Source organism: Metamycoplasma alkalescens (genome assembly GCF_900476125.1).
In the GTDB taxonomy this organism is placed as follows: Bacteria; Bacillota_I; Bacilli_A; order Mycoplasmatales; family Metamycoplasmataceae; genus Metamycoplasma; species Metamycoplasma alkalescens.
In genome coordinates, this window is the sequence record NZ_LS991949.1 from 285,462 (window position 1) to 297,890 (window position 12,429).

Below are 12,429 nucleotides of genomic sequence, written 5' to 3' on the forward strand. Positions count from 1 at the left end.
TTATTGAACCTTTCATATTCCTTGCAAAATAGTTGTTACAATTCCTGATATTGCTCAAGCAATCACAACAAAAACAATAAATCCTGCTAGTCATTTGATTTTTTTTAACTGAGCCCTTCTTTCTTCATCACTATCAGCTCTTGATGCTTTAAATCAAGCAATTGCCCCAACAATCATAATGGCTAAAACTAATAATCCCGCCATTGATCCAAGAACAATATTTATATATTTTTGAACAGTTTGCGCTAATAAAGTTAAATTTTGTTGTGTTGAAGATGATGCATCTGTTGCATCCCCTAAAGTTGTTGAAAAATTATTCATTTGATTTCTCCTTTATTTTGTAAAAGTATTTATCACAGGTAAGTCTTTAAAATTTCAATCAGAAAAGATTAAATATCCTGTTAATGAAATTGTCAAAAAAAATGACATTATGCATATTACAAGTGTAAATATTCATTGGCGTTTATAGATAGATCGCATTTGATTTCTTTTTGAAAATTCTTTTGAAAAACAATCTTTATAATCTGTTAATAACAATATTAAACTTAAAATTGCAATGACTATTCCAAATACCAATCCCAATATTGCTGGTGCTTTATCCATTAAATAAATCTCCTTAAATAGTTTTTAATCATGTATTCATGTATTTAAAATCTCCTCAATCTTTTTAATAAAAAGATATATTTCTAAAAGATTGTCATAACATTTTTCATTTTTATTATTTTTATTAGCTAATTTTTGGGTTTTTTGGGTTTTTTATTTATAGCTTCTTTGTTTACCTCATCATTTTTATTGAAATTCAATAATTTCATGAGATTAAAATCTCAAATTTCTGAGTCATTTATTTCAATTTTTGGTGCATGATGAACATATTCTTCATATTCTAAATACTCATATGCCGGTTTGATATTAATTGCAATTGGTTTATAAAAACCACAAGATATTATTGTCATTTCTTTTTTTTTATATTTTAATTCAGCTGGAGTCATTATTGCCTTATCATATTCTGAAACAGTTGTCGTCTTTTTATTTTTACTATCAAAAGTTACACTTTCTTTTTTAATTGTTTTTTCCCCTAACATTTTAGAAAATCACTCAAGTGTCTCATCTGAATTAGTTTCTAAAAAATAAATTAATCCTACTTGGGCTTGAATTGATTTTCAACTACCTAAATCACTTCCATATTTTTGCAATTGCTCAAATGCTTGAATCACTAACAAAAATAAAATATTTCTTGATCTTGATATAGCCATTCAGTCAGAAATTTGGGGAATATTTAATGAATTAAATTCTTCCAAATAAAATTGCAGCATGCGACTAAGTTTTCTTCCTGGAGAAGAATTGGCAAATTCAATTGCTTCCCGATAAATTTGTGTAATTAAAATATTTATTAAAAAATTAAATATCGGTTTGTGATCAGGAAAGCAAATAAAAATAACTCATGGTTTTTGGTTATTTCTTATTGTTTTATCAATTGAAAAATTAATATGACTTGTTATTTTTTGAATATTTAAATTGCTTTGAAATTCCAATAAAACGTTTGATGCATGTGTTAATATCCCACTAAAAGTTTCTGAAAAAATATCTTGCAATGCATTTCATTCTTCATGAAATTTTCATCAAATATGATTCCTTTTTGAAAATGATTTCAATCTAAATGTTCAAATCCCTCTTTTAAAATTTCTATCATCTAAAAACCAAATAACATTGGATAAAGTAAATGATTTAATTGTAAAAGTTTCATCTTCCAAACTATAAAGTAGCATAAATTTAATAACAGTAATAATTACATTTTTTGCTTGATTAACTCACATTGTTTTGCTATCTTCACCTTTTGGTCAATTTAATGAGTTAGTTATTTCAATAATTTGTTCAAAAGCAGCAGAATAATCATCATCATCTAAATCTTCTTTAGACTTATTGTGTAATCTATTTCAAATTTGCTCTAGCGGGTTTCAATGCAATGAATTTTTAGCATCAATAAAATCAAATACTTTTATTTCATAACCTTTTTCTAAAAACATTTCTCCTGTAATTTTCAAAATCTCTTTTTTGGGATCAGTAATTACTATGTTGGGTTTTAAATCATTTTCAAGTGAGGCATTATAATGTAAATTTGGAATTAAAACTTTTTGAGTTTTTCCAGAACCCGTAATTCCTAAAACAATCGCATGATTGTTTAAATTATTAACTAAATAGTCATATTTTTTAAAATTATTAGTTTTTAAATTCCCAAAAATAAAATTTGGATTACCTGGTTTAAAATTATTTTTGAATTTTCTAAAAGACCCTTCTTTTAGAAATTGATTATATTCCCAAGTCTTTTTTTCTGGATGATTATTTTTAGTTATTTTTGCTTTCAAAATTGCAATTCAAGATTTATAGTTTAAAATGATTAAAAAAAACAATGATCCTAAAACTATTATTAAAATTCCAATATTTCTAAATCTTGTATTTATTTTTCAAAATAAGAAAATATCATTGATAAATGATCGATTTTTTGAAACTCATTCTTGAAAAATTTTTACAGATTTTATTTGAATAAATAGCATTACAATTGCAATGAAAAAAAATGCTAGCGAAGGTCAAATTATCAATGAAAAAAAATAGTTTAAAAATTTATTTAAAAATTTTTGTTTATTATCTTTAATAAGCACTATTGATTAAACCTCTATTATCATGTTTAATTTTTATTGAAAAATAATATTTTTTAAAAAGAAAATAACATTATTAATTGATATTATTTTTTGATTATTTAATAATGATTAAAATATTGATTCTATCAATATTTAGACTATTATTTTTCAATAACTTTATATTTTCACAAATTAATAATTTTGACTTTAAAATATATTTATTGATTAATATTCTAAAAACAACAAATTATGTTTTGCTTCATTATAAAATATTATTTATTAAAATTTGTTTAAATAATTTTGTACAATTAGTAGTATTAAAAATAATTTTTTTTAAACTTAATTTAAGTCATAAAGTCAATATTTTTTATTAAATTTGTTAAAAAATATTAGAATTACTAATTGACAATCATTTTGATCTTTTTTATATTAGAATCAAAATTTACATACAAAATAATACCACTAAGCTAATAATTTTTTTCATTTTTTTAAATTTAAATTTTAAAAGTTTATTTTAAAAAAATTACTGGCAATTTTCTCCAGTAATTTTAGTTTATAAATTTAAATATCAAGAATATAAATAATAAAACTCATTTTAGTTATTAATTTATATCATCATCATTGAAGTTATTACTTTCTTGATTGCCGGCATCTCTAAATGATTTATTATTCTTATAATTTTTATACATTTCAAATACTTCAGTTAGAAATATCTCTTTTTCTGAATCACTAATTTGAAAATTGTTCATTCCAGGAATTGAATTTTTTTTAAATTCATCAACAAATTCTTCAAGTAATTCCTTAACCTTATCATCACTTAATTTAAGGTCATTTAACATTGTAATAAATTGATTTAAAAAATTCTCCTTAATTTTTTCAAATGATTCAGGATCAAAATTATTTTGATTAAATATTTTTTCAATTTCTTCTTTTGGTAGATTTTGCAACATAATTTTTTCTTCTTCAGTAAGTGAATCAAAATTAAAAAAAACATTATTTTTTCAATAATTTTTTTCTTGGGATGAATCTTTTTCTTCCTTATTTTTGCTTTGGTTATCATCACTTGTTTTTGAATCTTCAATATATTCTTCAGATTCATATCTAATTTCATTAATGTTCAATCGTCATTCAAAAATTGATAGCATTTCTGGTGAGATTGTTGCTAATTCAATTCGCGTAAATAATTCTTCATAAGCATCATGTGAATTAGTAATTTTAATAAATTCTGGTTTTTCATATTCAAATTCAAAAAAAGCAAAATTATTTTCTAGTAATTTAAGTACTAATTTGTTTCCTAATCAAAAGCTATCTCTTGCATTTTGAAACATTTTATTTTTATCAAAATTAAGACTAAAGTTAGCTAATTTTTTGTTTAATAAATTATCTTTTAAATCATCATAATTTTTTGAACTTGCTTGAAATGGTGTTTGTTTAAAGAAAAATTCAAATGAAACAAGTCCCCGATCTGCAAGCACAAGTGTCAAATAGTTTTTATTTGTTTGATTACCAAAATATTTTTTGTAATGATAAAGATAACTGTCATTATTAATCACAGTATCTTTGCTAATTTTTGACAAAAAATCAAGATTTTGATTTAACTGATTTTGATTTTTTTCTAAATTAAATAATTCAAGTTCAAAAAAAGCATAGTAATTGCCTCCTTGCAAACCATGCATTCCAGCAATGATTCCCCCCAATTCTTCAAAACTTAAATTATCACTAATTAAAAGTTCTAAATCTTTGCTTGAATCAAGAAACTTTGTTAGTTTTATATTATTATAAGTTTGCAATTCTGGTGACAAATAATCAACATTTTTAATCACTAAATGATGATTTTTTCCAATTCGTGTTATCTTCATTATTTATCCTCCAAAAATTCATGAAACATATGTTTTCTTGCAATATTTTTTAAACGATATAAGTAATCTAAAATTGCTTCACCTAAGCCATTTTGAATCACATCGCTTGTAAAAAATTTAGCTACTTCTAAAGGTTTTTTAGTTGAATTTGCCATTGCATATGAATAATTTGTTAATGCAAGCATTGGCAAATCATTGTTGCTATCACCAATTGTCATAATTTCTTCTAATTTAACTTCATTTTTTGAATAAATATTTTTAACTAATCACTCAATTGCACTTCCTTTATTAATTCCCAAAGCATTAATTTCAATATTACAATGTGTTACAATCATTTCAATTCCATCTATATGTTTAATATGTTGATAGATTTCTTGTGGATATGTTTCTGAAAGCGGATTATCAATTGAATAAAGTTCAATTTTAATTGGATTTATTTGTTCGTGATTTCATTTTTTAGGAATTGCTTTTTTATTTTTTTCACTAATAAAATGATAGTTTAGAATTTCAGTTGTTATCTCTGGTGCATCTTCTAAATAAAAATAATTTTCATTATCCCAAAAAAACATTTGTAAATTTAGTTGTTTAGCTATTTTAATTAATTGCTCAAGAATTAAAAAATCAATATTTCAACTTTTAATTAAAATTTTATTTTGAAAATCATAAATTTGTCCCCCAGATGAACAAAGTAGATATTTAACATTTAATTTTTTGCCTAAATCAAGCATTCTTTCTTGCAAAGGATTACCTGTACAAATATTAAAATCTGCACCATTTTCAATTGCAAATTCAACATCTTTAATTGTCGCATTCAATAAATTAAAATTTTTATAAATTGTTCCATCAACATCAGAGAAAATAACTGGTTTTTTATTGTTTGTGACTGAGTACATCTTTATTCCTTTCTTTTTTTGTTTTTAAAAGCCGATTTTTTTCTTTTTACTAGTAATGCAATTAAAATATATAACAACAATCCACCAATCGCAACACTTGGAACGACATAACTTAGAATTTTTCAAACTTGATTTTTTTGTTTATTTTTATCGAATTCCTCATTATAAAATCAATGTCCATACAAATTAATTTGTTTTTGTCCAAGATGTTTCATATTCTTAATTTCTTGATCTTTTTCAAGATATTTTTTTTGTGTTAATCAAACTCAGACCAATATTGCTGATTCAGGTGGATCTAATTTAATTGATCGAAAAATTACAATTAATTTTTTGTCATCATCTTTATTTGCATTGAATTCTTTAATTTTTTGATGAATTTCATTTTCTTCAAAAATATAATCCTTCAATGTATCTTCTTTATCAATTTCAAGTGAATGATCAACTTGTAATTTATCAGATGCTTGATTAATTTCAATTTTTTTTAAATTTGCAAGTTTTTCTTTTTCACCTGCATATTCAAAAAATGATTCGTATGTAAAATTTTTATAATTTAAAACTTGATTATTTTCATTTTTTGATAAATAAAAATCTTCTCATTTTAAATTTTTTATTAGGTTTTGAATCTCTTTAACTTGCTTGATTTCCTCATTATTCTCACTTTCATATTTTACTTCATTTTTGTTTGTACAAGATGTAACTAAGACTGATGGTGGTAATAGTATCGCAAGCGGAATTGTTAATGAAAGATTTAATTTTTTTAATCGCTTTTTCATGATTACATTAAATTTTATATTATTAAATGTTATTATTTAGTAATTAATGATAGATTAAAAAAAATATCTAAAATTAAAAACTAAGTTATTTAAGGAATAAATTCATGACAAAAGAACTAATTATTTTATTGGTTATAAATATAATTGTTGCCCTTGTATTAATTGGTGGACTAATTTATTTAATAATCATTAAAAAATCTCAAAAAAAATTATCAGATCAAAAAAATCTTGAAAATAATGTAAAAATAACAACTGAATTAACTAAAAATATTAATCATGAGTTGGAAAAAAATCTAAACACAAACTTAAATTCAATAAAAGATGAAGTAAGTAATAAACTCACTAATTTCATTACAACATCAAATGAAACAAACACAAGTAATTTAACAAAGTTATTTAACGAAATTAAAAGTTTTGAAAGTGAACAAAAACAAAATTTTTTAGATCTTGAAAAAAAATTAAATGATGGAGTGACAAATAAATTAGATGAAATTGACAAAAAAAACAAAACTCAATTTGAAACAATTAAAGAAAATATTGATAAATATTTCAATGATAAATTAACAGAACAAGTTAAAACACAATTTCAAAATATCAAAACATCAATGGATGATATGAATAGGGGAATGATTGAATTTAGTACAATTCAAGAAGCAGTAACAAATCTAAATAAAACATTTTCAAATAATAAAAATATTGGTAATTTTGGTGAGTTTAATTTAGAACAAATTTTTCAAAATCAATTCCCAAATCTGCAAAATAAATTTTGATTTAAACAATACATAATTAATGATAAAAATAATGAAAAGGTTGATTTTGTAGTTAAATCAAAATTTTTAGAAAAAGATGAAGAAAAAGAGTTAATTATTCCGATTGATTGCAAATTCCCTTTTGAAAAATGAAACAAATATTTGAATAATGAACTATCATATGTTGAAATTGAAAAAAGTATTGAACATATGGCAAAAGATATTGCATCAAAGTATATTAATTTAAACAAAAAAACAACCCCATTTGCAATTTTATATTTGCCTTCAGAATATATTTATTTAACAATTGTCAAGAATTTTGATCTTGTCACAAAAATTTTTGATAAATACAAAATTTTTATTCAAGGTCCTTCAACAATTATTGCTTTTATTTATAATTTATTTATTCAAAATCAAAATCTAATGATTTCAAAAAATATTGATAAAATCAAAAATTTATTTTTAGACATTCAAAAAAATTACAAATATTTAAATGATCATATTAATGAATCACATAAACAAATTACTAAAGCTTCAAATTCAATTGAAAAAGCAAAAAAATATACAAATTCAACATTTAATAAGATTAATAATTCATCAGGAATTTTAAACATTGAGGCAATTGAAATTAAAAATGAATTAGAAAATGAATCATAAAAATTATTCCGAATAAAAATTATTTAATATCGATATTATATATACAAGACCTTATAATTTTATGAGTTATTTTGGTTAACTTGCAACCACTTCACAATAAGTTGTTGAGTTGCTTTTTTATATAAAATTTAGAAGATTTTAAATTAAAAAAATCTTATTCTAATGAGTTTAATTATTTTGGATATGAAAAAAAATTTCTAAAGCAAGAATTATGATAATTTTATAAAATAAAATTTCTTTTTAAAACATCATCAGATTATTTGATATGTGTAAAAAATAACTTAAATTTTTTCTATTAGATAATAAAAAATACGTCACTTTTTTAGCAACATATTTTTTATTATTTTTTTTTATGTTTTGGACTATTTTGTAATTTTTGTTACAGTTCCAGCCCCAACAGTTCTACCACCTTCACGGATTGAGAATCTTGTACCTTCTTCAACAGCAATAGGTGCAATTAAAGTAACTTTTAATTCAACTGTGTCCCCTGGCATAACCATTTCACGTTGTCCAATAAATGAAATTCCACCTGTAACGTCAGTTGTACGGAAGTAAAATTGTGGTTTATAGTTTTGGAAAAATGGTGTGTGACGTCCACCTTCTTCTTTTTTAAGCACATAAACTGTAGCTTCAAATTCAGTGTGAGGAATGATTGTTTTAGGTTTTGCTAAAACTTGACCACGTTCGATTTCTGAACGATCAATTCCCCGTAATAATAAACCAGCATTATCTCCAGCTTGCGCTTCTTTTAAGTTCTTTCTGAACATTTCAATTCCAGTAACAACTGTTTTTTTGGTTGGTTTTAGTCCAACGATTTCAACTTCTTCGTTTAGAGTTAAAACACCACGTTCAACTCTACCAGTTGCAACAGTTCCACGTCCTGTAATTGTGAAAACATCTTCAATTGCCATTAAAAATGGTTTTTCAGTTTCACGAACTGGTTCTTCAACATAACTATCAACTGCATCCATTAATTGCATAATTTGTTCTTCATATGCAGGATCACCTTGTAAAGCTTTTAGTGCTGAACCAGCAATAACTGGAGTGTTATCCCCATCAAATTTGTATTGGTTTAATAAGTCACGGATATCCATTTCAACTAAACCAATCATTTCTTCTCTTTCGTCATCTTTAAACATATCAATTTTGTTTAAGAAAACAACGATTTTTGGTACACCAACTTGTTTTGCTAAAAGAATGTGTTCACGAGTTTGAGGCATTGGTCCATCAGTTGCAGCAACAACTAAAATTGCAGCATCCATTTGAGCAGCACCTGTAATCATGTTCTTTACATAGTCAGCATGTCCTGGACAGTCAACGTGTGCATAGTGACGTTTTTCTGTTTGATATTCAATATGTGATGTATTAATTGTAATTCCACGTGCTTTTTCTTCAGGAGCATTGTCGATTGATGCATAGTCTCGAGCTTCTGATAAGCCTTTTTTAGATAAAACTGTAGCGATCGCTGCGGTTAATGTTGTTTTACCATGGTCAACGTGACCGATTGTACCAATATTAACGTGCGCCTTTGAACGATCAAAATCTAATTTTGCCATTATATTTCCTTTCTTTTTTTGATAAATAAATAATTAGTTTTAGAATCTAAATTAATCTTATTTATATTTTTTTTATTAAAGATTTTTTTAAAAATCTTGATTAAACGCGTTTAACCACCTAAGCATAGCCTTTCATCTATGTCCCGTCCAATCTAATTTACGCATGTACAATATATTTAAAATTCAATAGAATAATTTTAACAAAAATATAGTCTTTATATCTAAATAATTTTAAGAAAATATTTTTTACAAAAGAAAAGAAAAAAAGTTATCTAAATTTCATTTCTTGCTTGAAAAAAAATCAAAACCTAATTAATCTTAATTTCTTAATTATTTTAAAATCAAAATTTTAATTAATTCTTGGATTATATGCATTTGCAAATGCGCCTGATAATAATTTAAGAGTTAAGGCAAACAATATAATATAAGTTGCAACAAGCAATAAATAACTTGGATTTTCAAAAAATAAAATAATTCCTTCTTTTAAAACAGTGCCAATATTAATTGCGTTACTTGCAATAATAAAATCTAAAAAAGCTAATGATGAAACAATTAAAATATTAATTGAAAATCTTTCAACAAATAAAATTAAAAATTCAGGATACAAGTAATTAAAAATATGTCAATAAGCAATTTTTCAGTTTGAAGAACCTAGTGTTTTAGCAACTAAAATAAACTCCTTATTTAGTAAAGAATAAATTTTTTCTTTTGCTAATTTATAATATGAAACTCAGCAGATAAAGGATAATGAAATAAGCATTGCATATCATTGTGTTCCAATAAAAATTGATAATAAAAACACCCAAATAATTTCTGGAATAACAGACATCGCTGTAATTAATTTATCCAAAAAATTTACAAAAAGATTTTTTTGATACAAATTAACAATCACAGCTAAATTAAAACCAATAAAAATATTGATAAAAATTGCAAGAATAATAATTAAAATTGTCATTCAAAGTGTAATAATTGATCTTGCATAAATATCAATTCCTTGGTTATTGGTTCCCATATATAAACCAGATGGAACATTGATTAAATTGGTGTTTTTATTTAAGGAATTAATCGCATTAATTAGATCATATGGATTATATGCTAATGTGATAATATCAGTATAAATTGTTTGATCCCCACCAATTTCTTTGGCTGAATCAAAATAGATCACAAATAAAGGGTTTCTTATTTCCAAATTTGCTTGTTTTTCTTCTAATTGCGCAATTTCGCGAATGAAATCAATTTCAGGTCCACGGTTAAAATTTTTTGTAATAATCGGGTTGAAAGATGAAGGTAAATTATTAACTAAATTTGTTGTTGGATCAATTGATTTTGTTGCTGAATTTCGAACTAAAAATAATGCGACTAATAATGATGCAAATAAAATGCAAAAAATAATAAATCAAGTCAAACTAATTTTATTGCTAAAAAAACGTTTTCAATATTGTTTTTTGGCAGTGGTATGAATGACATAATCATTTTTTTGTATTTCAGGGTGTTTTTTAAATTTAAAAAGGTTATCCATGTTGCACCTCTTTAAATTTAAATTTTTTATTTTTTAAAATCAAATATGAATTCTTTTGCAATTCAGGATTTAATTTTTTGATTAAGAAATTATTGAAAAACAAAATCAATGTTAATAACACAAAATTGAAACTAAAATAAAACATGATAATATCAATTTCACCTTTTTTAAAAGCAAAGGAAATAAAAAGACTTTGACCCGGAATTGAAAAAATTGTTTCAATCAAAATTGTAATTGTAAAAAGTAATATATAAACTAAAAAAAACAAATTTAATTCACTAATGAATAAATTTTTTAAAATGATTTTATTTAATAACTGTTTTTTATTTAGACCATATGTTTTTGCAAATAAATAATAATTTGATTGCAAAATCTCTGATGTTTTTTTTCTTGCTTTGGAGAAAAAAATTGCAATTGTGGGAAATGATGAAATTAAAATTGGCACTAATAAAGAAATAAATCCTAAACTTCTATTTGTTTCAATAAACTGTGAAGGATAACCAAATATTTCTGCATTTGTTAAAGCTAAAATTGCAAGAATTAAAATTGGAATTGCACCTAAAAATGAAATAAGAATTGAAAATATAATGTCATATGACTTATTTAATTTATATGCAGAAATTATTCCTAAAAAATTACCCAAAATAAAGCTAATTAAAAAAATCAAAATACTAATCAAAAATGTTCATTTGAATTGATCAAGGTATAATAAAAAAATATTATTTTGAACACTTGCTAATTGATGCGAATAAATCACTCCAGGATTGAAACTAAAAAAGTTTTTTAAAAATATTTTAAATCTTGTACCAAAATTCGAAGAAACTTGCGAATAGACCGCAAGATTTTTTTTAATTTGTGGTTGAATTAAAAGATTTATTGCAAAAAAAACAATTGTAATCGCAATAAAAAAAATCAAAATATAAAAAGCAAATGTTTTTAGAAAGCTGATTCTTTTTTTAGCTAACACATTGCCTCCATATTTTAATTTTTATTGCTTCTATTTATTTTCTATTTTAAATCCTAGTAATGTGAATCTTTCTTTAGTTTTATTTTTTCCAAATAATAAATCTAAATGAATTTCTCCTTCATCATCATGGGCATGAGTATTTTTGTCAACTGAAATTTCTTGGGTTTCTTTTAATTCGTATTTAATTGAATATTTATCAAATACTTTTTTAATATCTTCCCAATTTTTTGTTTCTTTTAATTCTTTTACAACATCAGATGCTTTAATATTTTCTTGCCCACTAACAAATTTATGAATTACTAATCCAGATTTTTCTTGTTTATTTTTTTGATTAAAAGCTAATATAATGTCATTTGCTTCTTTTAATAGTTTTTCAACATCTTCTAGATTTGTGTTTTTTTTCTCAAGTTTTTTGATTTTTTCTAATAATTCTTTTGCTTTGGTGTTTTCTTTTTCAAACTTGATAATGTTTTCAAGTTCAGTTGTTTTTCCTTTAACTTCATTTATTTTTGTATCTAATTTTTTTTCCTTATCATCACATGATGCTGCGATTAAAGGAATTGTTGCTAATGATACAAAGGGAGCTAAAGACAAGATAATTTTAAAATTTTTTTTCATTTAATTTCCTTTCTAATTTTAAATTGATAACAAAATTATAACAAAAAAATATATATTATAATTTTATTTTTTTTGTAATTATATATTAATAAAGTTTATTTTATCTCAAGTCTTAATAATAAGATTTTGAGATTCTATTAGAAAATTAGTATTTATACTAAATTATTATTAAAGTTTCAAAATCGTTAAAAAATGTCATTTA

11 protein-coding genes are annotated in these 12,429 nt (G+C 23.3%); 1 reads left to right on the plus strand and 10 read right to left on the minus strand.

Annotated elements, in window-relative coordinates; genetic code table 4:
- The 6 genes from D2845_RS06145 to D2845_RS06160 form a co-directional block, all read right to left on the minus strand.
- Positions 1-321: an Mbov_0395 family pilin-like conjugal transfer protein gene (locus tag D2845_RS06145; protein ID WP_110858220.1), complete on the minus strand. Its 321-nt coding sequence runs from the start codon at positions 319-321 to the stop codon at positions 1-3.
- A gap of 12 nt (positions 322-333) precedes the next feature.
- Positions 334-603, minus strand: a complete 270-nt coding sequence (locus D2845_RS06150; RefSeq protein WP_002880925.1) for a hypothetical protein — start codon at positions 601-603, stop codon at positions 334-336.
- Positions 604-731: 128 nt separating this feature from the next.
- Positions 732-2,657: a type IV secretory system conjugative DNA transfer family protein gene (locus tag D2845_RS01210; RefSeq protein WP_110858221.1), complete on the minus strand. Its 1,926-nt coding sequence runs from the start codon at positions 2,655-2,657 to the stop codon at positions 732-734.
- A gap of 581 nt (positions 2,658-3,238) precedes the next feature.
- The gene (locus D2845_RS06155) at positions 3,239-4,495 is read right to left on the minus strand and encodes a hypothetical protein (RefSeq protein WP_110858223.1); all 1,257 of its coding nucleotides are present in this window, start codon (positions 4,493-4,495) and stop codon (positions 3,239-3,241) included.
- Complete coding sequence (locus D2845_RS01225) at positions 4,495-5,388, minus strand: HAD-IIB family hydrolase (protein ID WP_110858224.1); 894 nt, start codon at positions 5,386-5,388, stop codon at positions 4,495-4,497. Before D2845_RS01225 ends, D2845_RS06155 begins: the two co-directional genes overlap by 1 nt.
- Positions 5,389-5,390: 2 nt before the next feature.
- Complete coding sequence (locus D2845_RS06160; RefSeq protein WP_002880920.1) at positions 5,391-6,161, minus strand: hypothetical protein; 771 nt, start codon at positions 6,159-6,161, stop codon at positions 5,391-5,393.
- Between the two features lie 104 nt (positions 6,162-6,265).
- On the opposite strand from D2845_RS06160, the gene rmuC reads away from it, so the two are divergent.
- Positions 6,266-7,567 (plus strand): DNA recombination protein RmuC, encoded by a 1,302-nt coding sequence (gene rmuC, locus D2845_RS06165; protein ID WP_110858225.1) that lies wholly within the window; start codon positions 6,266-6,268, stop codon positions 7,565-7,567.
- 362 nt (positions 7,568-7,929) lie between these two features.
- Here the strand turns inward: rmuC and tuf are convergent, their stop codons facing one another.
- From tuf to D2845_RS01255, 4 genes are all read right to left on the minus strand, one after another.
- Positions 7,930-9,123, minus strand: a complete 1,194-nt coding sequence (tuf, locus tag D2845_RS01240) for an elongation factor Tu (protein WP_002880918.1) — start codon at positions 9,121-9,123, stop codon at positions 7,930-7,932.
- Between the two features lie 349 nt (positions 9,124-9,472).
- Positions 9,473-10,642 carry a peptide ABC transporter permease gene (locus tag D2845_RS06170; RefSeq protein ID WP_110858226.1) on the minus strand — a complete coding sequence of 390 codons (1,170 nt, stop codon included), beginning with the start codon at positions 10,640-10,642 and terminating at the stop codon, positions 9,473-9,475.
- Positions 10,635-11,609, minus strand: a complete 975-nt coding sequence (locus D2845_RS01250; RefSeq protein ID WP_110858227.1) for an ABC transporter permease subunit — start codon at positions 11,607-11,609, stop codon at positions 10,635-10,637. Before D2845_RS01250 ends, D2845_RS06170 begins: the two co-directional genes overlap by 8 nt.
- A 30-nt stretch (positions 11,610-11,639) precedes the next feature.
- Positions 11,640-12,227, minus strand: coding sequence for a variable surface lipoprotein (locus D2845_RS01255; RefSeq protein ID WP_110858228.1), 588 nt, complete (start codon positions 12,225-12,227; stop codon positions 11,640-11,642).
- Between the last annotated feature and the right edge of the window lie 202 nt (positions 12,228-12,429).